The organism is Duganella sp. BJB1802, assembly GCF_013369445.1.
In the GTDB taxonomy this organism is placed as follows: domain Bacteria; phylum Pseudomonadota; class Gammaproteobacteria; order Burkholderiales; family Burkholderiaceae_D; genus Rugamonas; species Rugamonas vulcania_A.
Genome location: NZ_JABWEF010000023.1, coordinates 30239 through 54631 on the forward strand (window position 1 = coordinate 30239; position 24393 = coordinate 54631).

Consider the following 24393-nt stretch of genomic DNA (forward strand, 5'->3'; position numbering starts at 1 on the left):
GTCGATTCAATACGCTTGATTGCCCGGGTTTTTCAGCAATTTTTTCAATTCCTCGCTCATCGGGAAATGCATCGATGGCGTGACAAACCATTTGGCATAGATCTTGTTGAACTCACCGCTGGCCACCAGCGCCGACAGCGTTCGGTTGGCGATGCCGTGCAACTGGACATCCTGCTTCCTCATCATGATGCCCAGCGCGTCGATCGAGATGGGATCGCCAACGACCGCGTAGTCCTTGGGATGAGCGGAGTGCGCGATATACTCGGCGAACTGGATATCGTCGCTGACGAACGCGTCCACCTTGCCGCTGTCGAGCGCCTGGAAGCCGTCGGTGAAGTCCTTCACCCGCACATAGTGGATGTTCAATCCCTGCTCCATGTCGATCTTGCTCAGCAGCGGCGCCACGCTGGCGCCCTGGGCGATGGCAACGCGCTGTCCCTTCAAGCCGGCCACGTTTTTGATGGTGCTGGCGGTATGCGTCAAAATCCGGCTCGATGTCACGAAAGTCGTATTCGCGAAGGTGACCTGTTCCGCGCGCTCGCGGGTGTTGGTGGTCGAGCCGCATTCCAGATCGATATCGCCATCCACCAGCTTCTGGATGCGGTCGCTCGACTTGACCTCGACATAGCTCACCTTGAGGTTGGGCGCCAGTTCCTTGCGGATGTTGTCGATGATATGCGCGCACAGGTCCAGCGTGTAACCGGTGGGTGCTGCGCCTCCGCTGCGCATGGAAAACGGCACCGAGGCGGCGCGGTAACCGACGACGATGGTGCCGCTGGCCGCGATCTTTTGCAGTGTGCCGGCCGGACCTTCAGCGTGGCAGAGGGTGGACATGCCTAAGCAGAGCAGGGCGCCGGTTGAGATTTTTGAAAAGAGGGACATGGCTAACTCCATAAATGTGATGAAGCCACCGGCTTGCCCGGTGGCTCGGTGGACGTGGCTTGCTCAGGGGGCGGCGACGATCGCCGGACGGCTTGCGCCATGGGCAACCGGACCTGACTCCCACTTGGACACGACCGCGGTGGCGATACCGTTACCCAGCACATTGGTGGCGGTGCGGGCCATGTCGAAGATCTGGTCGATGCCCATGATGAGCAGCAGTCCGGCTTCCGGCAGGCCGAACATCGGCAGCACGGCCGCGACCACCACCAGCGAGCCGCGCGGCACACCCGCCATGCCTTTGCTGCTCACCATCAGCACCAGCAGCATGGTCAGCTGCTGGGTGAGCGACATGTCGATGTTGTAGGCCTGGGCGATGAAGAGCGCGGCGAAGGCTTGATACATCATGGAGCCGTCCAGGTTGAACGAGTAGCCGAGCGGCAGCACGAAGCCGGTGATCTTGTTATCCAGGCCGAATTTCTCCAGTTGCTCCAGCAGCTTGGGATAAGCGGATTCGCTGCTGGCCGTCGAGAAGCCCAGCATGATGGGCTCGCGCAGCAAACCCAGCAGCGTAAAGACGCGCGGCCCGATGAAGGCGAAGCCGGCGCCGACCAGCACCGTCCACAGGACCGCCAGCGCCAGGAAGAAGCTACCCAGCAGCTTGCCGTAGGTCGTCAGCGCGCCGAAGCCCTGCACGGTGATCGCCGCCGCCATGGCCGCAAACACGCCGAGCGGGGCGAAGCGCATCACGTAGCCGGTGAGCCGCAACATGATGCCGGTCATCTCGTCGGAGAATTTGACCACGGTGAGCGCTTCGCCCGGCCGCGCGGATGCCACGGCACAGCCAAAGAACAGCGAGAACACCAGGATCTGCAGGATCTCGTTGTTCGTCATCGCCTCGAAGAAGCTTTTCGGAACGAGGTGGGTCACGAAATCCTTGAGGCTGAAGCTCGCGGTGCTCAGCTTGGTCGCGGCGCCCAGCTCGGGCAAAGGCAGGCCCAGCGCCTGGCCGGGATGCAGCAGATTGGAAAACAACAAGCCCAGCGACAGCGAGACCAGCGAGGCCAGCACGAACCAGGTGAAGGCCTTGATGCCGATGCGGCCCAGTGCCTTGCCATCGCTCATGCTGGCGATGCCGCTGACCAGGGTGGCGAAGACCAGCGGAGCGATGATCATCTTGATCAGCCGCAGGAACAGGTCGGTGACCAGGCTGAAATAGCCGGCGAGATCCTTGGCGGCGGCAGGCGTGGGCGCCTGGCCGTGGCAGACCGCGCCCACCGCGATCCCCAGGATCATCGCGATCATAATCCATGTAGTTAATTTAACGCTTCTCATGCTTGTCCCGCTCCCGATGTAAGAACTTTATTGATCTGTTGTTGGATGGCTCCTGCAGGCCGACCGGTGGGGTATTTCCGATGGGAAGCCTTTGGAGACGCACCTAGTGTAGGATCGCGGGACGGCCGACTTATGCTACTTCGGCATAAAACTATTCCGAAATGGAAAATTGAAAAGACATGAATCAGTTGCGTTTTGATTTGAGCGATTTGCAGGCGATGGTGGCGGTGGTGGAACAGGGCGGCTTTCGCGCCGCCGCGACGGCCTTGCACCTGTCGCAACCGGCGCTGTCGCGCCGCATCGCCAAGCTGGAAGAGGCGTTGAACGTCAAGCTGTTCGAGCGCAGCACCCGGCGCGTGTCGTTGACCTTGATGGGCCGCGAGTTCTTCGTGCAGGCGCAGGAGATACTCGACGGCGTCGAGCGTTCGCTGCACCAGATCAGCGACCTGTCCCGCACCCATTCGGGCCAGGTGACCGTGGCCTGCGTGCCGTCGGTGGCGCACCACTTCCTGCCGCCCATGCTGCAGCGCTTTCATCTCGCGCTGCCGCGCGTGCGCGTGCGCGTGGCCGACGAGGGCGCGCACGAGGTGTTGAACATCGTCGCGCGCGGCGAGGCCGATTTCGGCGTCAATTTTCTCGGCGCGGGCGAGCCGGGGATAGACTTCGAACCCATCCTCAAGGAACGCTTCGTGCTGGCCTGCCTGGCCAACCACCCGCTGGCGCGGCGCCGCTCGGTCGGCTGGGACGACATCGGCAAACATCCGTACATGACCGTGGCCAAGTCCAGCGGCAACCGCCTGCTGCTGGACCAGGCCATGGCGCCGGCCGAGCAACGGCCGGCCTCGTTCATCGAAGTCCGCCACGTGTCCACCTTGCTGGAGCTGGTGCGCGCGGGCCTGGGGGCCGCCGTGGTGCCCCAGCTGTCGATGCCGGCCGGCGCCACCGGTGCGATGTTGCGCGCCGTGCCGCTGGCCGCGCCGGGCATCGAGCGCACGCTGGGCATTATCCGCCGTTCCGGCCGGGTGTTCGCGCCGGCGGCCCAGCAGCTATACGAGGAACTGAAGGCCGCGCTGACCGCCTGATTGATGCCTTAAGGGTATCAATACGAAGAAAGTATGCATTTTACTTTCGCAATGACGCTCCTGATAATGACTAGACAAAAATCTGATCGTAAAACAGGAGATACCCATGCAGACATCCATCGCGTGCGCGGCCGTGCTGGCGTTCGCCGCCACGGCGGCCTCCGCCGAACAGCTGGACATCATGAATTCCGGCGGCTACACGGCGGCCTACCTGGCGCTCAAGCCGCGCTACGAGGCGGCCAGCGGCGACACGCTGGTCACCGCCTGGGGCCCGTCGATGGGCAAGGCGCCGGAGGCGATCCCCAATCGCCTGGCGCGCGGCGAGCCGGCCGACGTGGTCATCATGGTGGGCTACGCGCTCGACCAGTTGATCGCACAAGGGAAGGTCGATCCCGCCAGCCGCACCGAGCTGGCCGACTCCCGCATCGGCATGGTGGTGCGCGCCGGCCATGCGCTGCCCGATATCTCCACCGTCGAGGCGTTCAAGGCGACCTTGCTCGCGGCCGATTCGATCGCCTATTCCGACAGTGCCAGCGGGGTCTACATCGAACGCGAGCTGTTGAAGAAACTCGATATCGAGGCGGCCGTCAAACCCAAGGCCCACATGGTGCAGAAGACGCCGGTCGCGATGCAGGTGGCCGAGGGCAAGTACGAGCTGGGCTTCCAGCAGGTCAGCGAGATCCTGCCGGTGCGCGGCGCCACCTTTGTCGCCCGTATCCCGGAGCCGTTGCAGAGCGTGACCCGCTTCGCGGCCGGCATTCCGGTGCAGGCGCGCCATCCCGAGGCCGCCCGCAAGCTGCTGCGCTTCCTGGCCGGGCCGGAGGCGCGCGACGCCGTGGCCGCCAGCGGCCTCGATCCCTTGCCGAGCAACTGAGCCCCCACGTTTTTCCACCCCTGATGCCGCCGATGCGCGGCCAAGCGAGATCACAATGACTGCCACTTCGACGAAGACGCAATCCCGCGTCGGCATGGTGCTGCGCGTTACCAGCGGCAATTTCATGGAAATGTTCGATTTTTTCCTGTTCGGGTTTTACGCGACGGCCATCGCCAAGGCGTTTTTCCCTTCCGATAACGAGGTGGCGTCATTGATGATGACGCTGATGACCTTCGGCGCCGGCTTCCTGATGCGGCCGCTGGGGGCGATCCTGCTGGGCGCCTACGTCGACCGGGCCGGGCGCCGCCAGGGCCTGATCGTCACGCTGGGGCTGATGGCGCTGGGCACGGTGCTGATCGCCTGCGTGCCAGGCTACGCCACCATCGGCGCGCTGGCGCCGGCGCTGGTGCTGACCGGCCGCTTGCTGCAGGGCTTTTCCGCCGGCGCCGAGCTCGGCGGCGTCTCGGTGTATCTGGCGGAGATGGCCACGCCGGGCCGCAAGGGTTTCTATGTCAGCTGGCAGTCGGCCAGCCAGCAGGTCGCGATCATCGCGGCGGCGGCGCTGGGCTACGGCCTGAACCTGTGCTTCACGCCGGCGCAGATGGGCGCGTGGGGCTGGCGCATTCCCTTCTTCATCGGCTGCATGATCGTGCCGGTGCTGTTCGCGATCCGCCGTTCGCTGCAGGAGACCGAGGAGTTCCAGCGCCGCACGCATCGGCCGACGCTGCGCGCCATCCTGCGCTCGATGCTGGACAACTGGGGCCTGGTGCTGTCGGGCATGATGCTGGTGGCGCTGACCACGGTCTCGTTCTATCTGATCACCGTCTACACGCCGACCTTCGGCAAGACCGTGCTCAAGCTCAGCACCGGCGACAGCCTGATCGTGACGCTGTGCGTGGGCCTGTCCAACTTCATCTGGCTGCCGCTGATGGGTTCCTTGTCCGACCGCGTGGGCCGCCGCCCGCTGTTGCTGACCTTTGCCTTGCTGACCATCGTCACCGCCTATCCGGCCATGCGCTGGCTGGTGGCCGATCCGAGCTTCGGCCGGATGCTGGCGGTGGAGTTGTGGCTGTCCTTCCTTTATGCGAGCTACAACGGCGCGATGGTGGTGGCGCTGACCGAAGTGATGCCGGTGGAGGTGCGGACGGCGGGCTTCTCGCTGGCCTACAGCCTGGCCACGGCGCTGTTCGGCGGCTTCACCCCGGCCATCGCCACCGCGCTGATCGAGGCCAGCGGCGACAAGGCCACGCCCGGGCTGTGGATGACGGCGGCGGCGGCGTGCAGCCTGTTCGCGACCTGGATGCTGTACCGCCGCCACGACATGCGGCGGGCCGTGCCGGCGCCTGCGCCTGCGCACTAGAAGTAGTCCGGCCGGCCGCAAGCCCATTGATAATCCGGCGCGGTTTGATGTAGATCAAGGATGTTGGGGGAGGCGGTGGACTACAGTGATCCTGCCTCAACAAATCGAACCCACACCCCATGATGTCTATTCCATTGCAGGAAACGGCCACGGCAGCGGCGGGCGCCATCTACACCTGCCCGATGCATCCGGAGATACGCCAGGACCATCCGGGAAGCTGCCCCAAGTGCGGCATGACGCTGGAGCCTGTCATCCCCGAGCTGGAGGCGGACGAGAACCCGGAACTGCGGGATTTCAGCCGGCGCTTCTGGGGGACCCTGCCGCTGACGGTCGTCGTGACGGTGCTGGCCATGTTCGGGCACCGCCTGGGCCTGTTCGAGATGCGCAGCCAGACCTGGGTGGAGCTGGCCTTGTCCATCCCCGTCGTGCTCTGGGCCGGCTGGCCGTTTTTGGTGCGCGCGGCCCAGTCCATCGTCCACCGCAGTCCCAATATGTGGACGCTGATCGGCCTCGGCACCGGCGCCGCCTTCGTCTACAGCGTCGCGGCGACCGTCGCGCCGCAGCTGTTTCCGGCGTCCTTCGTGTCGATGGGGCGCGTCGGCGTGTACTACGAGGCGGCGGCCGTCATCATTTCGCTGACCCTGCTTGGACAGATGCTGGAACTGAAGGCGCGTTCGCAGACCTCGGCCGCGATCAAGTCGCTGCTCGGGCTGGCGCCGAAGACCGCGCGCCGCATCAATGCCGACGGCAGCGAGCAGGATGTCCCGCTCGCGCACGTCCATGTCGGCGACGTGCTGCGCATCCGGCCCGGCGAAAAGGTGCCGGTCGACGGCGTGGTGACGGACGGCGCCAGCGCGGTGGACGAGTCGATGCTCACCGGCGAACCGCTGCCCGTGACCAAGCGTCCGGGCGACAAGGTGATCGGCGCCACGCTCAACACGGCCGGCGCGCTGACCATGCGCTCCGAGAAGATCGGCGCCGACACCGTGCTGTCCCAGATCGTCCAGATGGTGGCCAGGGCGCAGCGCTCCAAGGCGCCGATGCAGCGCATGGCCGACCAGGTCGCCGGTTACTTCGTCGGCGGCGTGGTCGCGATCGCGCTGACGACTTTCCTCGCCTGGGGCCTGTTCGGTCCCGAACCGCGCTGGGTCTACGGCCTGATCAACGCGGTGGCGGTGCTGATCATCGCGTGCCCGTGCGCGCTGGGCCTGGCCACGCCGATGTCGATCATGGTCGCCACGGGCAGGGCGGCAACGGGCGGCGTGCTGTTCCGGGATGCCGCGGCGATCGAGAAATTGCGCCTGGTCGACACCCTCATCATCGACAAGACCGGCACGCTCACCGAAGGCAAGCCGGCCTTCGAGCGCGCCATCGCCGCGCCGGGTTTCGGCGAGGACGAGGTGCTGCGCCTTGCCGCCAGCCTCGACCAGGGGAGCGAGCATCCGCTGGCCGACGCCATCGTGCGCGCGGCGCGCGGGCGCCAGCTGGCGCTGGCCAAGCCGGACAGCTTCGAGTCCGCGACCGGCATCGGCGTGCGCGGCAGCGTGGACGGCAGGTCGCTGGCGCTGGGCAACACGGCCCTGATGAGCGAGACCGGCGTGGGCGTCGACGCGCTGCGGGCCGAGGCCGAGGCGCTGCGCGCCCAGGGCGCGAGCGTGATGTACCTGGCCGTCGACGGCAAGCTGGCCGGGCTGCTGGCGGTGTCCGATCCGATCAAGGCGAGCACCGCCGAGGCGCTGGCCACCTTGAAGGCGGCCGGCCTGCGTGTCGTCATGGCCACCGGCGACGGCATGACGACGGCCAGGTCGGTGGGGCAGCGCCTCGGCATCGACGAGGTCCACGGCGAGGTCAAGCCGGCCGACAAGCTGGAACTGGTCGAACGGCTGCAGCGCGAGGGCCGCGTGGTGGCGATGGCGGGCGACGGCATCAACGACGCCCCGGCCCTGGCAAGGGCCGATGTCGGCATCGCCATGGGAACCGGCACCGACGTGGCGATGAACAGCGCCCAGCTGACGCTGGTCAAGGGCGACCTGCGCGGGATCGCGGCGGCGCGCCTGATCTCGGTGGCGACGGTGCGCAACATGAAGCAGAACCTGCTGTTCGCGCTGGTCTACAACGCCTTGGGCATTCCGGTCGCGGCCGGCGTGCTGTATCCGCTCACGGGCTGGCTGCTGTCGCCGATGATCGCGGCGCTGGCGATGAGCCTGAGTTCGGCGTCCGTCATCAGCAACGCCTTGCGGCTGCGGTGACTTGTCAACATCAACTTTTGGAGCTAATGTGCGAAAACTTCTCATTCTTCTGCTGGCATCGCTGACGCTCTCGCTCAGCGGCTGCGGCTACAACACCCTGCAGGCCAGCGACGAGCAGGTCAAGGCGAGCTGGTCCGAGGTGGTGAACCAGTACCAGCGGCGCGCCGACCTGGTGCCCAACCTGGTCAACACGGTCAAGGGGTATGCCGCCCATGAACAGAACGTGCTGACCGAAGTCACCCAGGCCCGCGCGCAAGCGGGCTCGATCCAGGTGACGCCCGCCGTGCTGGCCGATCCTGCCGCCTTCGCCAAGTTCCAGCAGGCCCAGGGCGCGTTGTCGGGAGCGCTGTCGCGCCTGCTGGCGGTGAGCGAAAACTATCCGCAGCTCAAGGCCGACGCCAATTTCCGCGATCTGCAGGCGCAGCTTGAGGGTACCGAGAACCGCATCACGGTGGCGCGCAAGCGCTACATCGAGTCGGTGCAGAACTACAACGTGACGGTGCGTTCCTTTCCCAGCAACCTGACGGCCAAGATGTTCGGCTTCGAGGTCAAGCCGAACTTCACGGTGGAGAACGAGAAAGCGGTCAGCGCGGCGCCCGCGGTATCCTTCGACGCCCCGCCGAAGCCGGCACCGGGCAAGTGAGATGACCTTGTCCAGGCTCCCATGGATGTTTGCAGCGGTCCTGTACGCGCTGGGCGGCCTGGCGTTCGCCCAGGATGGGTTGGTGAAGGTGCCGCCTTTGAGCTCTCCGGTCACCGACCTCACGTCCACGCTGAGCGCCGACCAGCGCAGCAGCCTGGAGGCCGATCTGCGCGCCTTCGAGCAGCGCAAGGGGAGCCAGGTCGCGGTGCTGATCGTACCGACGACCAAGCCCGAGTCGATCGAGGAATACGCGATACGGGTGGCCGAACAATGGAAGATCGGCCGCAAGAAGATCGACGACGGCGCCATCCTGGTGGTGGCCAAGGACGACCGCACCTTGCGCATCGAGGTCGGGTATGGGCTGGAGGGGGCGCTCAACGATGCCACGGCCAAACGCATCATTGACGACATTATCGTGCCGCGCTTCCGGCAAAACGATTTTTACGGCGGGATAGCCGCCGGCGCCGCCAGCATCATGAAGGTGATCGACGGCGAGGCTTTGCCGGCCGCTCAATGGGAGCGCCGGTCCGAGGAGGTGCCAGGCTTGAGGCAATTGCTGCCGGTCGCGCTGATCGCGGCCCTGGCGCTTGGCGGTGTCTTGCGAGCCGTGCTTGGCCGTGTGCCCGGCGCCATGGCCGCCGGCGGCATCATCGGCCTCGCCGCCTGGCTGCTCGCGGGCGCGGCGGCGATTGGATTGATCGCCGGCGTGCTCGGCTTCCTGTTCACGCTTGCCGGCGGTTCCCGCCTGGCCGGCATGTACCTCGGCAGTGGTCACGGCCGCGGCGGCTGGGGAGGTGGTGGCGGTGGAGGATGGGGCGGTGGCGGCGGTGGCTTTGGCGGCGGCGGCGCGTCCGGGAGGTGGTAACGATGAACTTCGCACGCACGATACGACACCTCTTGACCAGTCGGGGAACGGTCCGGCGCTATTTCACGGCCCCGGGTTTGGCTGCGATCAAGGCCGCCATCGCCGAGTCCGAAGCGGCCCATCTGGGGGAAATCCGGTTCGCCATCGAGGCGGCGTTGCATCCGACCCAGCTGTGGCGCGATGTCACGCCGCGTGAACGCGCGGTCGAACTCTTTTCCGAACTGCGGGTATGGGACACGGAGCACAACAGCGGCGTGCTCATCTATGTTCTGCTGGCCGACCACGCCATCGAAATCCTGGCGGACCGTGGTATCCACGCGCGCGTCGGCGGCGCCACGTGGGAAGCGATCGCGCAAGCCATGCAGGCCGAATTCGCGGATGGCCGGTTCGAGGCGGGAGCGCTCGGCGGCATCGCCGCCGTCTCGCGCGAATTGGTCGCCTGCCTGCCGGCGCAGGAGGGCAATCCGGACGAATTGCCCAACGACGTATCCCTGCTGTGAACCGGGCGCGGGGGCCTATTTTGCCGTGTCCGGTGCGGCCTCCATCCTGTCCATCATCATCTGCATCATCATCTTCATCATGCCCATCTGTTGCTGGGTGGCGTTGGTGTCGCCTTGCTTGCCGCCGCCCATGGTGCCGGTCGGGCCGTTCATCATCGACATCGCATCTTTCATCGCCTTCATGTGCTCGCCCATCAACGCCTTGCGCTCTTCCGGCGTTTTGGCGCTCATCATCTTTTCATGCATTTCCTGCATATGCTTCATTTGCGCATCGATCTTCGTGGCTGGCCCGGCGGGCTTGGCCGCCGCTTGCTTCGGCGCGGAGGCAGCGGGATGGTGCGCGTCGTGATTCGGCTGATCTTGTGCCGCAGCCAGCATCGGGCTCATGATCAGGGCGCATGCCAATGCGATATTTTTGCTTTTCATATTGTTCTCCAAAGTAGGTCGGCATCCGAACGGTGCCGATTCATACTACGGAAGTGGTCGTTCAATTTGATTGATCCAAATCAAAGCACCACCAATGCCGCGATTGCACGATGCGCGCGCTGCCGCTGTCACGCCCGGGTTCAGGTGTTCAGGCTCAGGTTTTTCCGGAGCGCCGAGTCCACCGGCCCGGCGGGCAGGAAGCGGCGCAGCTTGCTCAGCAGCGTTGCCTGGCCCTTGGGCGTGCGGCGCATCTTCCACGGGCCGAACGCCGCCTCGACGATGGTTCGTGCCACGCTGTCCGGTCCGGGGGCGTTGGCGGCGTGCTGCGTGACCGCGCGCGTGGCGGTCTCGCGTTCGTTGTCGTAGGCGGCGATCTTGCCGGCCGCCTTGGGGGCGTTGGTGTCCAGGCTGGTCTTGGTGTAGGACGGTTCGACCAGCACCACGCGCACGCCGAACTGGCGGGCCTCGTGGTCCAGGCTTTCCGACATGCCCTCGACCGCGTGCTTGGAGGCGGCGTACCAGCCCATGTAGGGCGCGGGCAGGAAGCCCAGGACCGAGCTCAGGTTGATGATCCTGCCCGCGCCTTGCTTGCGCATCTGCGGCAACACCGCCTGGGCGGTGCGCAGCAGGCCGAAGACGTTCACCTCGAACAGCGACTGCGCCTCGGCCACCGAGGTCTCTTCCACGGCGCCCACCAGCGAGACGCCGGCGTTGTTGACCAGCACATCGATGCGCTGCGCGCGCACGATGACCGACTGCATCGCCTGCGTCACGGATTCGCCGTCGCGCACATCCATTTCAACCAGCGTCACGCCGGGGATGGGGGCGATTCCCGCAGTGCTGCGCACCGTGCCATACACCTCGCAACCGCGCGCGGCGAACTGCGCCGCCGCCGCCCGGCCTATGCCCGACGAAACGCCGGTGACGACCACTACCTGTGAATTGGACATTTTGCTTCTCCTGAAGTTATAGAGTTCAATTAAACGCTAAAAATAGATTATACTAAAACTCTAAATGTGGCAAGCAGAATGGCAAGACAGGAGTGACACGCATGAAAAAGTCAAAAAGCGCAACGATCGACACGCGCAAGCGCATCGTGGCGGCCGCGACCAGGATGTTTCTGGAGCACGGGCTGGCCGACACCGGCATCGCCAGCATCATGGCCGCCGCCGGGCTGACCCAGGGCGGCTTCTACCGCCATTTCCGCTCCAAAGAGCACTTGATCGTGGAGGCCAGCAACGCCGCCCACGACAGGCTGCGCGGCCTTTTCAACGAGGCGATCCACGGCAAGCCGGCGGCGGAAGGGTTGGACATCGCGGTGGACTTGTACCTTTCCCAGTCGGAGCAACAGGGCTGCGAGGCCGTGTGCCCGCTGCCCAGCCTGGGAAGCGAGCTAGGCCGTGCGGACCAGCAGGTCAGGGACGCCGCGATGGGAGGCTACCAACGGCTGGTGCAGTTCTTTGCCGGGCTGGCTGATCAGGCGGGCTACGCCGAGCCGGCCCGGTTGGCCGACGCCATCGTCTCCACCATGGTCGGCGCGGTGATGCTGGCCAGGCTGGCGGCCGGTCCGGCGCCGGCCGCCAGCGTCCTGCGCAACGCCAGGCAGACCATCCGACTGATGCTGCGGGCTCCCGGAGGCGAAAAATGGCTTGAGTTTTATAGATTATCGATGTAATCTATTTTTAGCGTTTGCTAGAACTCTAAAATAACGAGGGCCTTATGAAAACGATATTCCCCACTTTCCCCCGGCGTAGCGTCGCCGGCGCCGTGCTGCTGCTGGGCCTGGCCGCGTGCAGCCAGCCGGCGCCGCCGCAGGACACGGTGGCCAGGGTCGCCTGGTTCACCGCCCAGCCGGCCACGTCCGGCGTGGCCACCTTCACCGGCGTCGTGCATGCGCGGACCGAAAGCAACCTCGGCTTCCGCGTGGCCGGCAAAATCGTCGAGCGCCTGGTGGACCCGGGCCAGACCGTCCGCAAGGGCCAGCCCCTGATGCGTATCGACGCGGTCGACTATGACCTGGCGCTGGCCGCCGCCCGCTCGTCGGTCGACGCGGCGCAGGCGCGCCAGGTGCAGGCGGTGGCGGAGGAGGCGCGCCTGCGCAACCTGCTGGCCCACGGCGCCACCTCGGCCCAGGCCTACGAACAGGCCAAAGCCGCCGCCGACGCCGCCATCGCCCGGACCCGCGCCGAGTCCGCCCGGGCGCGCGAGACCGAGCACCAGCGCGACTACGCCGTGCTGCTGGCCGACATGGACGGCGTGGTGCTGGAGGTGCCGGCCGATGTGGGGCAGGTGGTGGCGGCCGGCCAGAGCGTGGTCAAGCTGGCGCGCCAGGGCGTGCGCGAGGCGCAGGTGTTCCTGCCCGAGCAGGAGCTGGCGCTGGCCAAGCGCCCGGCCAGCGCCTCGCTGTACAGCGAACCGGGCAGCACCGCGCCGGCCACCTTGCGCGAACTGGCCGCCGTCGCCGATCCGCAGACCCGCACCTACCTGGCGCGCTACACGCTGAGCGGCAGCGCCGGCCAGGCGCCGTTGGGCGCCACGGTGACGATCCGCATCGCCACGGCGAGCTCGGCCGCGATCAGCGTGCCGGTCAGCGCCCTGACCGACCAGGGCAACGGCCCCGCCGTCTGGGTGATCGACAACAAGACCTCCACCGTCAGCCTGCGTCCGGTGACGGTGGCGCAGCTGGGCGAGGAGCAGGCCAGCCTGTCGCAGGGCCTGGCCGCAGGTGAACGCGCGGTGGCGGTCGGCGGGCATCTGCTGAAGGCCGGCCAGAAGGTCCGCCTGCTGGCTGAGACCAAGACCGGGAGCGGATCATGAGCGGTTTCAACCTGTCCGCCTTCGGCGTGCGCGAGCGCGCCATCACGCTGTTCCTGATCATCGCCATCAGCGCCGCCGGCCTGTTCGCCTTCTTCCGTCTCGGGCGGGCGGAGGATCCCAGCTTCGTGGTCAAGGTCTTGACCGTGGCCGCCAGCTGGCCGGGCGCGACCGCCAGCGAAATGCAGGAGCAGGTCGCCGACCGTCTTGAAAAGCGCCTGCAGGAACTGGAAGCCTACGACCGCGTGGAAACCAGCGCGCGGCCGGGACTGGTGACGATGAAGGTCTACCTGAAGGACGACGCCTCGGCCAAGACCGTGGAAGACCAGTTCTACCAGGTGCGCAAGAAGCTGGGCGACGAGGCGATCAACCTGCCGCGCGGCGTCCTCGGTCCCTTCGTCAACGACGAATTCTCGGACGTGTATTTCTCGCTGTTCTCCCTGAGCGGTAAGCAGCTGCCGCACCGCCAGCTGGTGCTGAAGGCGGAGGAGGTCCGCCAGCGCCTGCTGCATGTGCCGGGCGTGCAGAAGGTGAACATCCTGGGCGAGCAGCAGCAAAGAATTTTTGTCGAGATCTCGCATGAACGCCTGGCCACGCTGGGCATCAAGGCGCAGGCGGTGATCGACGCGCTGGGCCGGCAGAACACCGTCACCTCGGCCGGCTTCGTCGAGACGCGCGGTCCGCGCGTGCAGCTGCGCCTGGACGGCGCCATCGACAGCGTGGACAGCGTCAAGGCCATTCCCATCGTCGACGCCGGCCGTACGCTCAAGCTGGGCGACATCGCCGACGTGCGGCGCGGCTACGAAGACCCGGCCAGCTTCGCCATCCGCACCCAGGGCGAGGCCTCATTGGTGCTGGGCGTGGTGATGAAGCGCGGCTACAACGGCCTGCAGCTGGGCCAGGACCTCGGCGCCGCCCAGCAGACGCTGCACGGCGAACTGCCGACCGGCATCGAACTGGACCAGATATCCGACCAGTCGCTGGCCATCAAGGCTGCCGTCAACGAGTTCATGGTCAAGTTCGTGGTGGCGCTGGCGGTGGTGATCGTGGTCAGCCTGGTCACGCTGGGCTGGCGCGTGGGCCTGGTGGTGGCCGCCGCCGTGCCGCTGACGCTGGCCGCCGTGTTCGTCATCATGCTGGTGACCGGGCGCGTGTTCGACCGCATCACGCTCGGCGCGCTGATCCTGTCGCTGGGCCTGCTGGTGGACGACGCCATCATCGCCATCGAAATGATGGTGGTGAAAATGGAGGAGGGCGTGAGCCGCATCGCCGCTGCCACCCACGCGTGGACCGCGACGGCCGCGCCGATGTTGTCGGGCACGCTGTTGACCATCATCGGCTTCCTGCCGGTGGGCTTCGCGCGCTCCACCGCCGGCGAGTATGCCGGCAACATCTTCTGGGTGGTGGCCTTCGCGCTGATCACCTCGTGGGTGGTGGCGGTGCTGTTCATCCCCTACATGGGCGTCAAGATGCTGCCGGACATACCGGTCAAGGCCGGCGGCCACGACGCCATCTACAACACGCCGAACTACCAGCGCCTGCGCCAACTGGTGCGCTGGTGCGTGGACCACAAATGGCTGACCGCCGCCGTCACCGTCACCTTGTTCGCGCTGGCCGGCGTGGGCATGGGCGCCGTGCAGAAGCAGTTCTTCCCGAATTCCGAACGTCCCGAGCTGACGCTGGAAGTGAACCTGCCGCCGGGCAGCGCCTTCGCCGCCACCGACGCGGCCGTGCGCCAGATCGAGGCCGCGCTGCGCAAGGAGCCGGAGGCCAAGCTGGTGTCGAGCTATGTCGGCCAGGGCACGCCGCGCTTCTTCCTGTCGGTCAATCCCGAGCTGCCCAACCCGGCCTTCGCGCAGCTGATCGTGCTGACCGCCGGCCCGCAGGAGCGCGACATCCTGAAGCAGAAAATCCGCACCATGATCGCCGAGGGCCGCTTCCCGCAGGCGCGGGTGCGCGTCAGCCAGTTCCTGTTCGGGCCGCCGGTGCCGTATCCGGTGCTGTTCCGCGTGGCAGGTCCCGACCTGGACCGCGTGCGCGAGCTGGCCGGGCAGGTGCGCGCCATCATGGCGCAGAACCCCGACATGCGCGACGTCCACCTCGACTGGGGCAACCGCACGCCGTCGCTGCATTTGGCGCTGGACCAGGAGCGGTTGCGCCAGGTCGGGCTGTCGCCGCGCGACGCGGCCAATCAGTTGCAGGCGCTGTTGAACGGCATCCCCGCGACCCAGGTGCGCGAAGGCTTGCGCACCGTGGACGTGCTGATCCGCAGCCCGCACGCCGAGCGCAACAACCTGGCCGACATCCGCAACCTGACCCTGACCAACGACAGCGGCGCCAGCGTGCCCTTGTCGCAAGTGGCGCGGCTGGAGACGCGCATGGAGGACTCCGTCCTCAAGCGTTATGACCGCGAGAGCTATATCGCCGTGCAGGGTGACATCCGCGACGGCACGCAGCCGCCGGACGTGACCAAGGCCATCCTGCCCAAGCTGGAGCAGCTCAAGGCCAGCCTGCCGCCCGGCTATCACATCGACACCGGCGGCGCGGTGGAGGAGAGCGCCAAGGCCGACATGGCGCTGGCCAAGCTGTTCCCGCTGATGATCATCCTGATGCTGGCGGTGATCATGGTGCAGGTGCGTTCGTTCGCGACGATGTGGATGGTGTTCGCCACCGCGCCGCTGGGCCTGGTGGGCGCGGTGCCGACGCTGCTGGTGTTCCATCAACCGTTCGGCTTCAACGCCATCCTCGGGCTGATCGGGCTGGCGGGCATCTTGATGCGCAACACGCTGATCCTGGTGGACCAGATCCAGCACGACCTGGCCGCCGGCCTGACGCCGTATGAGGCCGTGATCGAATCGACGGTGCGCCGCGCGCGACCGGTGATCCTGACCGCCGCCGCCGCCATGCTGGCTTTCATTCCGCTGACCCATTCCAGCTTCTGGGGGCCGCTGGCGTATGTGCTGATCGGCGGTGTCGGCGTCGGCACGGTGCTGACGCTGCTGTTCCTGCCGGCGCTGTATTCGCTGTGGTTCAAGGTCAGCAAGCATGCCGCTGCGGCGGTTGAATCGAATGATATGCAATCCAGGGAGGCAGCATGAGCACCAAACATTTAGGGGGCGCGTCGGTCCTGCTGGCCGCGCTGCTTGCCGGCTGCTCGCTGGCGCCGACCTACGAACGTCCGGCGCTGCCGGTGGCCGGCGAGTGGCCTGCGCCTCAGCGCACCGAGGAAGGTCCATCGGCCAGCAGCGTGCCGTGGCAATCGTTCTTCAGGGACGAGCAGTTGAAGCAGCTGATCGGCATGGCGCTGGAGCACAACCGCGACCTGCGCGTGGCGACGCTGAACATCGAGCGCGCCCGCGCCCTGTATCAGGTGCAATCGGCCGACCGCCTGCCGAGCGTGAACGCCGGCCTGAGCGGCGCGCGGCAGCGGGTGCCGGACCTGGTGGCGCCTGGCGGCCGGGGAGGGCTCACCACCAGCTACACGGCGGGCCTGGGCGTGACCGCCTTCGAGCTGGACTTGTTCGGCCGCGTGCGCAATCTGTCGGGTGCGGCGCTGGAGCGCTTCGCCGCGACCGAGGAAGGCCAGCGCGCAGCGCAGATCAGCCTGGTGGCGCAAGTGGCCTACATCTATGAGGCGGTGCTGGCTGACGAACAGCTGCTGGCGCTGGCCCGCCAGACGCTGGACAGCCGCAGCGCCTCGCACCAGCGCCAGACGCTGCTGCGCGCCTCGGGCGCCAACTCGGACTACGATCTGCGGCAATCCGAATCACTGCTGGAGGCCGCGAAGATCGCGGTGCTGCAGGCGCAGCGCCAGCGCGCGCTGGACGAGAACGCGCTGGTGGTGCTGATCGGCCGGCCGGTGCCGGCGGCGTTGCTGCCCGGTCCCGGCAAGCGCTGGGACGGCGAGGCCATCGCGGCCCTGCCGGCAGGGCTGCCGTCGGACTTGCTGACGGCGCGGCCCGACATCCGCCAGCAGGAATCGCTGCTGCGCGCCGCCAACGCCAACATCGGCGTCGCGCGGGCCGCGTTCTTCCCGCGCATCAGCCTGACCGGCGCGTTCGGTTCGTCGAGCGACGCGTTGAGCGGCCTGTTCGATTCCGGCAGCCGCGCCTGGAACTTCCTGCCCCAGGTCACGCTGCCGATCTTCGACGGCGGCCGCAACCGCGCCAATCTCGGCGCGGCCGTGGCGGAGCGCGACATCGCGGTGGCGCAGTATGAAAAGACGGTGCAGGTGGCGTTCCGCGAGGTGGCCGACGCGCTGGCCGGCCACGCGACGCTGGGCGAGGAGTTGCAAGCGGTGAGGGCGCAGGAGCAGGCCGAGCAGGCGCGGCACGATCTGGCCAGGCTGCGCTACGACAGCGGCGAGGCCAGCTACCTCGAATACCTGGACGCGCAGCGCGCCTTGTTCGCGGCGCAGCAGCAGGCCATCCGGGCCGGCCTGGCCGAGCTGCAAAACCGCATCGCCTTGTACAAATCGCTGGGTGGGGGCTGGAGCGCGCCGCAAGGCTAGCGTTCCAACGGGCCGCCGCTAGGCTTCGGCGGCGGCCCGGTTGTCCTGTTCCAGGCCGGTGCTGGTGGCGGCGTTGCGCAGGATAAGGTTCACCGTGTTCTTCGCGTTGCGCAGGACGGTCTCGGCCAGGACCGGATCGGTGACCACGCTCGCCACCGACACCGCGCCGACCAATACCGAGACGATGGACTCGGCCACGCCCAGATAATCGCTGTAGTCGAGGCGCATCAAATAAGACGCGAACAGTTTGACGAAGCGCGTATAGCCATCGGTGACGACTTCCTTGATCTGCTCATCCGCATCCCTGAGTTCGCTGGCAAGGTTCGCTATCGGGCAGAGATTGCCCAGCGTCGTATCCTGGTGCTGGCTGAGGTAGTACTCCACGATCAGGTCGAGTGCTTCGCGCGGCGGCTTGCCGGCGGTGGCGGCGTCGAGCAAGGCGCGGATCTGCTCGAACGCGGCGGCGCTGGCCGCCGCCACCAGATGTTCCTTCGATTGGAAATGGCGGTAGAAGCCGCCCTGCGTGAGCCCGGCCGCGACCATGATGTCGGCAATCGGCGTCGCCGCAATGCCGTTCCTGAGAAACATGCCGGAGGCGGTCGACAGGATACGCTTGCGTGTCTCCGCCGTCTCCGCGTTTGATTTGCGCATACCCACACCTCGCCGAAATATAGATGTTCATTGTACGCCAAAATATGCCCGGCTCAAATCGCTTAAAGAAATGGTATTCTTGTGGAATTAACACCCTTTGGAGGTTGAAATGGTGAAGGCTTTGGGATCGAGCACGGCGGCCGCCAGCAGCGCGTCGGGCGGCAACAGCGCGATCGAAGTGCTGCAAGCGAAAATGGGCGAGCTGATAAAGAAGCTGCGGGACGCCACGCAGGACCGCTCGCCGGGCGCCAAGGAGCGGCTCAAGCTGATCCAGATCCAGATCCAGGCGCTGCAAACGCAGATCGAGCAGCTGCAGTCGCAGGCCGCGCAGAAGGCGGCGCTGGAACAATTGAAGCATCAGCAGGAACAGGCCGCCAGCGCGAAACGGCAGCGGGCGTCGAAAGACGCCAGCGCCACGGTGGGCAGCGTGGTCGATACGACGGCGTGAGATGGAATGGCGTCCCCAGGGGGATTCGAACCCCCGTACTCACCGTGAAAGGGTGATGTCCTAGGCCTCTAGACGATGGGGACTGTGAACTGCCGGATATTTCGCACATTGGTGGAGGTAAGCGGGATCGAACCGCTGACCTCTTGCATGCCATGCAAGCGCTCTCCCAGCTGAGCTATACCCCCCTGTGTGCGGGCCGCATTATAGCAAAGGCCCGGACAAAGCAAAAGGCGGCGTTTTCAAGCGCGCGCTACCTTTCCAATCTGTAATGAAGTGATCATGCTACCGATAGCCGCGAATGGCTAAAATTCGCCATCCAAATCGGTCGGACCAGTTTATCCTCGCAATTTCCCACAGCATCCACGTCCCGCTAGTGCCATCACGCGAGCCGATTGGTCTCGCGGCGCGCACCCCGGCAAAAAAACCTGCATGTCGACGGCATTCCGGCGCTGAGGTGACTGGAGTTTCTGTGTCAAACGAGGGTATGATGAACCCATTTTTTAACGCTCGCGGCAACAGCGACTGATGATCGTTTCCCGGTCAACAATAAAAAGCTTTTCTTGAACAGGGTAGTATGAAGACTATTGAATTGGCAGGCGGTCCGCATGCCGTGCTGGCTTTGCACGGCTTGCTGGGCAACCCGCTGGAAATGCAGTATGTGGGCAAGCGCCTGCAACGTGCAGGGTACACCGTTGTCATTCCATTGATACCGGGTTACGGCTACTCGTCCGGCCAGGCCGACTCCTATCGTACTACCCGCAGCGAGCGCTGGTACGAGGAAGTCGCGCGCCTGTTCGACCAGCTCAAGCAGACCCACGCCAGCGTGTCGGTGGTCGGCCTGTGCATCGGCGCGGTGCTGGCTTTGCGCCTGGCGATCGAGCGCGGCAACGAAATCGCCTCGCTCGGCTTGCTGGCCACGACCCTGTCCTACGACGGCTGGAGCATCCCCAAGTACCGCTTCCTGTTGCCGCTGGCGTACTACACGCCGGCCCGCCACTGGTATTCGTACGAAGAGCGCTATCCCTACGGGCTGAAAAACGAGAACCTGCGGCGCTGGATCGCGCGCGAGATGAAGGTCAGCGATTCGTCGGCGGCCGGCGCCTCGCGCCTGTCGGCCGAGGGCATCTTCCAGGCGCACCGCCTGATCAAGCAGGTGCGCGCCCAGCTGTCCAAGGTGACCGCGCCGGCGCTGATCATCCACGCCGAGGAAGACGACGTCGCCAGCACCAAGAGCGCCGACCTGGTCGAGCGCAGCATCAGTTCGGCCAGCCGCCGCAAGGTCATCCTGCACGACAGCTACCACATCATCACCCTCGACAATGAGAAGGAACTCGTTGCCGACGAAACGGTTGCGTTCTTCAACCAGCATCTGCCGTCCCAGGACGCGCTGCTGAACCGTGCTTAACACCTATTAAACAGAGATTATTTTTTATGAATTCATTCCCCACCGTCGCCAAACTGCTGGCCAAAAGCCTGGACGTGCCAGAAGATACCATCCAGCCGCAGACCGAACTCGAGGCGCTGGGCGCCGATTCGCTGACCGTGATCGAATTGATTTTCGATCTGGAAGAAGAGTTCGGCATCGAAGTGGGCGACGAGCGTCCCAAGCTGGTGGTGGTGCAGGACATCGCCGACCAGATCGATACCTACCTGGCTAACAAGGCCACCAGCGCATGACAGCGCAGCGCGTGGTGATCACCGGCCTCGGGGCGATCTCGTCGCTGGGCGTCGGCGCCGACCGCAATTTCGAGCAGGCGCTGGCCGGCCACAGCGGCATCGGCCTGCTGCAGCTCGGCGGCGACCGCCAGCGGCCGGACACGCCCGCCGCGCAAATCCGCGGGCCCTTGCCCGAGCTGGTCAAGAATTCCGAGCTGCCGATCTTCGACCGCTTCTCGCTGCTGGGCTGGGCCGCCGCCAGCGAGGCGCTGGCCCAGTCGGGCCTGGACGCGAGCGTCGCGCCCGAGCGCAGCGGCGTGTTCTGGGGCAGCGGCATGGGCGGCGCCGGCACCGTCGAATCGGGCTACGTCGACCTGTTCATCGACGGCAAGACCCGCGTGCGGCCGATGTCGGTCGTGGCCGGCATGACCAACGCGGCGGCTGCGCAGATCGCGCTGCGCTGCGGCTTCAAGGGCAGCGTCAACAACTACAGCAGCGCCTGCGTGTCGTCGGCGCAGGCCATCGGCGAGGCCTACCGCCACGTCCGCCACGGCTACGCCGACCGCGTGCTGGCCGGCGGCTCGGAAGCCTTGCTGTGCTACGGCGTGGTCACCGCCTGGGACGCCTTGCGCGTGCTGGCGCCGTTCGACGCCGAACACCCCGAGCGTTCGTGCCGGCCGTTTTCGGCCGGACGCGGCGGCCTGGTGCTGGGCGAGGCGGGCGCCGCCGTGATGCTGGAATCGCTGGCGTCGGCGCAGGCGCGCGGCGCCACCATCCTGGCCGAGCTGGTCGCCTACGGCACCAGCAACGACGCCACCCACATCACCAAGCCCGACGCCGACGGCCAGGAACGGGCCATGCGCCAGGCGCTGGAACAGTGCGGCCTGCCGGCATCGGCGATCGGCTACATCAACGCCCACGGCGCCGGCACTCCGGCTGGCGACCTGGCCGAGACCACCTCGATCAAGCAGGCCTTCGGGCCGTTGGCGCGCGATCTGATGGTCAGCTCCACCAAGTCCATGCACGGCCACACGCTGGGCGCGGCCGGGGCGCTGGAATTCGTGATGACCACGCAGGCCGTGCGCCACGGCGCGGTGCCGCCGACCGCCTTCCTCGACCGGCCCGATCCCGAGTGCGACCTCGATTTCGTGCCGCTCGAAGCCCGGCGCGGCGTGCCGCTGCGGGCGGCGATGTCGAACTCGTTCGCCTTCGGCGGCAGCAACGTCGCGCTGATCGTCAGCGCGTTCCGATGAGGGCTGGGCTGCGGCGCTGCGCCGCGTTGCTGCTGCTGCTGACGGCCGGCTGCGCTCAGGCGCAGCAGCAACCCGCGCAGGATCAGGCGCCGCGTCTGGTCGGCGACATCGGGCTGGGCATCAGCAGTTCGCCGGTCGCGGTGTCGGCGCAATCGCGCAGCACCAGCGCCGTCCCGTACGCCAATTTCGAATACGGCCCGGCGTTCGCGCGCATCGACACCTTCGGCGTCAAGCTGGCGCCGGCCGGCTACGGCAGCGTCGAACTGCTGACGCGGGTGCTGGACGACGGCTACCGCGCCAGTGCGCCGCCACAAGAGCGGCTGCGCTCGTCGGTGCCGCTGGGACTGGGCACCTTGCAGGTCACGCCGGTGGGCGCCTTCATGGCCAATGTGTACCGCGACCTGGGCAAATCCCACGGCACCATGCTCGACCTGATGTATGCGGCAGAGATCGATCACGACCGCTTCGCGTTTTATCCGCAAGCCGGTATCGAATACCGCTCGGCCAGCTACGTGCGTTACTACGACGGCGTGGCGCGCTCGGCCAGCAACCCGTTTGCCGGCCTGCTGGTGGAGGCGCGCCTGAGCGGCCACTGGTACCTGGTCGCCAACGTGCGCCGCACCTGGCTGGACGACTCCATCCGCAGCAACCCGGCGGTGCACCGCCGCTCGCTCGATTCCGGCCTGGTGGCGCTCAGCTACCGCTTCGAATAATCACAAGTCCACCTTCACACCCAGCTTGACCAGGCGCGGCGCGCCGGCGGCAAGGCGCGTGCCGGCGCCGGCCCAGTACTGCTTGTCGCCGAGGTTCTCGATATTCAGCTGCCACGTGGCGCGCTTGCCGCCGATGCTGGTGGCGTAACGCGCGCCGGCGCTGAACAAGGTCACGCCGCCGAGGAAGGCCTGGTCCAGGTCGTTGACCGGACGGGCGCTGTAGTAGTAGGCGCCGCCGTCGACCGACCAGCCGGGCAGGGCATCCACGTCATACGACAGGAAGGCGCTGGCGGTGCGCCGCGAGGCGTTCTCCGGCGCCTTGCCGTTGTAGGCGGCGGTGGTGTTTTCAAATGCCGGGTCCAGCAGCTGGGCCGAGGTCTGCCACGACAGCTGGCGCGTCAGCTTGCCCTGCGTGGACAGTTCCAGCCCGCGATAATGCTGCGCGCCGTCGGCCACGAACACATTGGCCGCGTTGGTGTAGTAGCCGGGGCGGTGGATGTCGAACAGCGCGGCCGACACCAGCGTGCCGCCGCCACTGAGCCAGCGCGCGCCCAGCTCGCGCTGCTTGCTGACACCCGGCGCCATCTTGACGCCCTGGTTGGCCGTGCCGGTGGGCGCCGATTCGCCTTCCTCCAACCCGCGCGCGGCCGATGCGTAGAACGACAGCGCCGGCGACAGCTTGTAGATCAGCGAGGCCATGGGCGTGGTCTGGCCGACGTCGTAGTGGTTGTCGCCCTGGTCGCTGCGGTAGCTGGTGTGGCGCAGGCCCAGCACGGTCTGCCACTGCGGCGACAGGACGATGCGGTCCAGCGCGTAGACGCCGGTTTCTCGCGTCTTCAGTTCGGCCGTGGTGGGCGTCGTCGGCGCTGCGCCGAACGCCACGCTCGCCAGCGGGATCGCCACCGGGTTGTACAGGTTCTGCGCGGCGATGGTGTAGTTGCGCTGGTAGATCGGGTCCTGCGATTTGCCGGTGTGGGTGGCGCCCAGCGTCAGCTCGTGCGTCAGCGCGCCGGTGGCGACCGTGCCAGCCAGCTCGGCGCGCAGCAGCGTCGACGCCGTCACCTGATGCTGGATGTTGCCGGTGATGCGGCCGGCGCCGGTCTGCAGCGCGGCCGCGTTGTTCAGGCGGAAGATGGGCAGCGTGCGGTCGCGCGCGGTTTCCGAGCGGCCCGCCTCCAACGTCGCGGCCCAGTCGCCGGCCAGCGCGTAGTCGGCGCGCAGCTGGGCGTTGTCGCTCCTGGTTTCGAAGCGGGCCCAGTCCGGGCCGACCAGGGCGCGCGCATCGACCGCGCGCGGCAGGCTGATGACGTTGTTGACGGCGGCCGGCAGCATCACGGCGGCTTGCTCCGTCACGCGGCGGTGGTCGTGCTCCAGGTCGGCCTTGAGCAGCAGGCGGCTGCTGACGCGCCAGTCCAGCGCGGCCGAGGCAAAGCCGCGGTTGCCGTTGCCGACGTCGCGCAGGTAGGAGCCCAGCGTGCCGCCGGCGGCGTTGACGCGCACGCCGAATTCGCCGCGCTCGCCGAAGCGGCGCGCCACGTCGGCGCTGGCGACCGCGCTGCCTTGCTGGTCCAGCGCCAGGCCGACGCTGGTGACCGGTGTGGTGCCGGCGCGCCTGGTGACGAAGTTGACCACGCCGGACGGCGACGTGAAGCCGTAGTACAGCGCGGACGCGCCCTTCAGCACCTCGACCCGCTCCTTGTCCTCCATCGGCACCTGCGAGAAGTTCATGATGGGCAGCGAGCCGTTCAGGCGGTAGTTGGTGCGGTTCTCCACGGCGATGCCGCGTATCACCAGCTGGTCCCAGGTATCGCCGCCGTTCTGCTGGCGCGTGACGCCGGCGGTGTTGCGCACCGCGTCGTAGAGACCGGCGGCGGCCTGGCGTTCCAGCAGCTCGCGCGTGACGACGTTGACGGTGGATGGCACGTCCATGATGTCGGCGCCGCGAAAGCTGCCGGCCTCGGTGGTCCGCGGCAGCAGGCCCTGGGCGCGGGCGGCGGTGACCTTCACGGTCTGCAGCACCTCGTCCTCGGCGGCCTGGGCGGCGGCGGCGCCGGCCAGGCAGGCCAGGGGGAGGGCATAGCAAAGACGGAAATATGAGGGACTGCGCATGTTCGGCTTTCGGACGACGGAAACGC

22 protein-coding genes and 2 tRNA genes are annotated in these 24393 nt (G+C 66.8%); 16 read left to right on the forward strand and 8 right to left on the reverse strand.

Annotation, left to right across the window (positions count from 1 at the left end; translation table 11 throughout):
- Positions 1 to 6: 6 nt before the first annotated feature.
- Both HUX88_RS27600 and HUX88_RS27605 read right to left on the reverse strand, forming a co-directional pair.
- A complete protein-coding gene (locus HUX88_RS27600; protein ID WP_176363826.1) occupies positions 7 to 834 on the reverse strand; it encodes an amino acid ABC transporter substrate-binding protein in 828 nt (275 codons plus the stop codon).
- Positions 835 to 945: 111 nt separating this feature from the next.
- Entirely contained in the window at positions 946 to 2214 is a 1269-nt protein-coding gene (locus HUX88_RS27605) for a dicarboxylate/amino acid:cation symporter (RefSeq protein WP_176363827.1), read from the reverse strand.
- A gap of 179 nt (positions 2215 to 2393) precedes the next feature.
- On the opposite strand from HUX88_RS27605, the gene HUX88_RS27610 reads away from it, so the two are divergent.
- The 7 genes from HUX88_RS27610 (at position 2394) to HUX88_RS27640 (ending at position 9787) form a co-directional block, all read left to right on the forward strand.
- Positions 2394 to 3296, forward strand: a complete 903-nt coding sequence (locus HUX88_RS27610; protein WP_176363828.1) for a LysR family transcriptional regulator — start codon at positions 2394 to 2396, stop codon at positions 3294 to 3296.
- 106 nt (positions 3297 to 3402) lie between these two features.
- Entirely contained in the window at positions 3403 to 4170 is a 768-nt protein-coding gene (locus tag HUX88_RS27615) for a substrate-binding domain-containing protein (protein WP_176363829.1), read from the forward strand.
- Positions 4171 to 4225: 55 nt separating this feature from the next.
- Complete coding sequence (locus tag HUX88_RS27620) at positions 4226 to 5530, forward strand: MFS transporter (protein ID WP_176363830.1); 1305 nt, start codon at positions 4226 to 4228, stop codon at positions 5528 to 5530.
- A gap of 182 nt (positions 5531 to 5712) precedes the next feature.
- Positions 5713 to 7779 carry a copper-translocating P-type ATPase gene (locus HUX88_RS27625; RefSeq protein ID WP_217916479.1) on the forward strand — a complete coding sequence of 689 codons (2067 nt, stop codon included), beginning with the start codon at positions 5713 to 5715 and terminating at the stop codon, positions 7777 to 7779.
- A gap of 28 nt (positions 7780 to 7807) precedes the next feature.
- Complete coding sequence (locus HUX88_RS27630) at positions 7808 to 8422, forward strand: LemA family protein (protein ID WP_176363832.1); 615 nt, start codon at positions 7808 to 7810, stop codon at positions 8420 to 8422.
- A gap of 1 nt (position 8423) precedes the next feature.
- On the forward strand, positions 8424 to 9287 hold the full coding sequence (locus HUX88_RS27635; RefSeq protein ID WP_176363833.1) for a TPM domain-containing protein: 864 nt from the start codon (positions 8424 to 8426) through the stop codon (positions 9285 to 9287).
- A 2-nt stretch (positions 9288 to 9289) separates the two neighbouring features.
- Positions 9290 to 9787, forward strand: coding sequence for a TPM domain-containing protein (locus HUX88_RS27640; protein ID WP_176363834.1), 498 nt, complete (start codon positions 9290 to 9292; stop codon positions 9785 to 9787).
- Positions 9788 to 9802: 15 nt separating this feature from the next.
- Here the strand turns inward: HUX88_RS27640 and HUX88_RS27645 are convergent, their stop codons facing one another.
- Positions 9803 to 10213 carry a hypothetical protein gene (locus HUX88_RS27645; protein ID WP_176363835.1) on the reverse strand — a complete coding sequence of 137 codons (411 nt, stop codon included), beginning with the start codon at positions 10211 to 10213 and terminating at the stop codon, positions 9803 to 9805.
- 140 nt (positions 10214 to 10353) lie between these two features.
- Positions 10354 to 11163, reverse strand: a complete 810-nt coding sequence (locus HUX88_RS27650; protein WP_176363836.1) for an oxidoreductase — start codon at positions 11161 to 11163, stop codon at positions 10354 to 10356.
- 101 nt (positions 11164 to 11264) lie between these two features.
- On the opposite strand from HUX88_RS27650, the gene HUX88_RS27655 reads away from it, so the two are divergent.
- Genes HUX88_RS27655 through HUX88_RS27670 form a run of 4 tightly spaced genes read left to right on the forward strand, consistent with a single transcriptional unit; the run spans position 11265 to position 17537 of the window.
- Complete coding sequence (locus HUX88_RS27655; protein ID WP_176363837.1) at positions 11265 to 11888, forward strand: TetR/AcrR family transcriptional regulator; 624 nt, start codon at positions 11265 to 11267, stop codon at positions 11886 to 11888.
- 44 nt (positions 11889 to 11932) lie between these two features.
- Entirely contained in the window at positions 11933 to 13030 is a 1098-nt protein-coding gene (locus HUX88_RS27660) for an efflux RND transporter periplasmic adaptor subunit (RefSeq protein ID WP_176363838.1), read from the forward strand.
- Positions 13027 to 16125, forward strand: coding sequence for an efflux RND transporter permease subunit (locus HUX88_RS27665; protein WP_176363839.1), 3099 nt, complete (start codon positions 13027 to 13029; stop codon positions 16123 to 16125). Before HUX88_RS27660 ends, HUX88_RS27665 begins: the two co-directional genes overlap by 4 nt.
- The gene (locus HUX88_RS27670; protein ID WP_176363840.1) at positions 16122 to 17537 is read left to right on the forward strand and encodes an efflux transporter outer membrane subunit; all 1416 of its coding nucleotides are present in this window, start codon (positions 16122 to 16124) and stop codon (positions 17535 to 17537) included. The genes HUX88_RS27665 and HUX88_RS27670 overlap by 4 nt, the downstream gene beginning before the upstream one ends.
- Before the next feature lie 18 nt (positions 17538 to 17555).
- Here the strand turns inward: HUX88_RS27670 and HUX88_RS27675 are convergent, their stop codons facing one another.
- Positions 17556 to 18188 carry a TetR/AcrR family transcriptional regulator gene (locus HUX88_RS27675; RefSeq protein ID WP_117009982.1) on the reverse strand — a complete coding sequence of 211 codons (633 nt, stop codon included), beginning with the start codon at positions 18186 to 18188 and terminating at the stop codon, positions 17556 to 17558.
- A 109-nt stretch (positions 18189 to 18297) separates the two neighbouring features.
- Between HUX88_RS27675 and HUX88_RS27680 the strand changes: the two genes are divergently transcribed.
- Positions 18298 to 18636: a FlxA-like family protein gene (locus HUX88_RS27680; protein WP_117009983.1), complete on the forward strand. Its 339-nt coding sequence runs from the start codon at positions 18298 to 18300 to the stop codon at positions 18634 to 18636.
- A 7-nt stretch (positions 18637 to 18643) separates the two neighbouring features.
- Here HUX88_RS27680 and HUX88_RS27685 read toward each other — a convergent pair.
- Together HUX88_RS27685 and HUX88_RS27690 are read right to left on the reverse strand one after the other, a co-directional pair.
- A tRNA-Glu gene (locus tag HUX88_RS27685) sits at positions 18644 to 18719 on the reverse strand.
- 26 nt (positions 18720 to 18745) lie between these two features.
- Positions 18746 to 18821, reverse strand: a tRNA-Ala gene (locus HUX88_RS27690).
- 389 nt (positions 18822 to 19210) lie between these two features.
- Between HUX88_RS27690 and HUX88_RS27695 the strand changes: the two genes are divergently transcribed.
- Genes HUX88_RS27695 through HUX88_RS27710 form a run of 4 tightly spaced genes read left to right on the forward strand, consistent with a single transcriptional unit; the run spans position 19211 to position 22258 of the window.
- Positions 19211 to 20041: a carboxylesterase gene (locus HUX88_RS27695; protein ID WP_176363841.1), complete on the forward strand. Its 831-nt coding sequence runs from the start codon at positions 19211 to 19213 to the stop codon at positions 20039 to 20041.
- 26 nt (positions 20042 to 20067) lie between these two features.
- The gene (locus HUX88_RS27700; protein WP_117009985.1) at positions 20068 to 20313 is read left to right on the forward strand and encodes a phosphopantetheine-binding protein; all 246 of its coding nucleotides are present in this window, start codon (positions 20068 to 20070) and stop codon (positions 20311 to 20313) included.
- Positions 20310 to 21545 carry a beta-ketoacyl synthase gene (locus tag HUX88_RS27705; protein WP_176363842.1) on the forward strand — a complete coding sequence of 412 codons (1236 nt, stop codon included), beginning with the start codon at positions 20310 to 20312 and terminating at the stop codon, positions 21543 to 21545. Before HUX88_RS27700 ends, HUX88_RS27705 begins: the two co-directional genes overlap by 4 nt.
- Complete coding sequence (locus tag HUX88_RS27710) at positions 21542 to 22258, forward strand: MipA/OmpV family protein (protein WP_176363843.1); 717 nt, start codon at positions 21542 to 21544, stop codon at positions 22256 to 22258. Before HUX88_RS27705 ends, HUX88_RS27710 begins: the two co-directional genes overlap by 4 nt.
- Here the strand turns inward: HUX88_RS27710 and HUX88_RS27715 are convergent, their stop codons facing one another.
- Positions 22259 to 24367: a TonB-dependent siderophore receptor gene (locus HUX88_RS27715; RefSeq protein WP_176363844.1), complete on the reverse strand. Its 2109-nt coding sequence runs from the start codon at positions 24365 to 24367 to the stop codon at positions 22259 to 22261.
- Positions 24368 to 24393 lie beyond the last annotated feature (26 nt).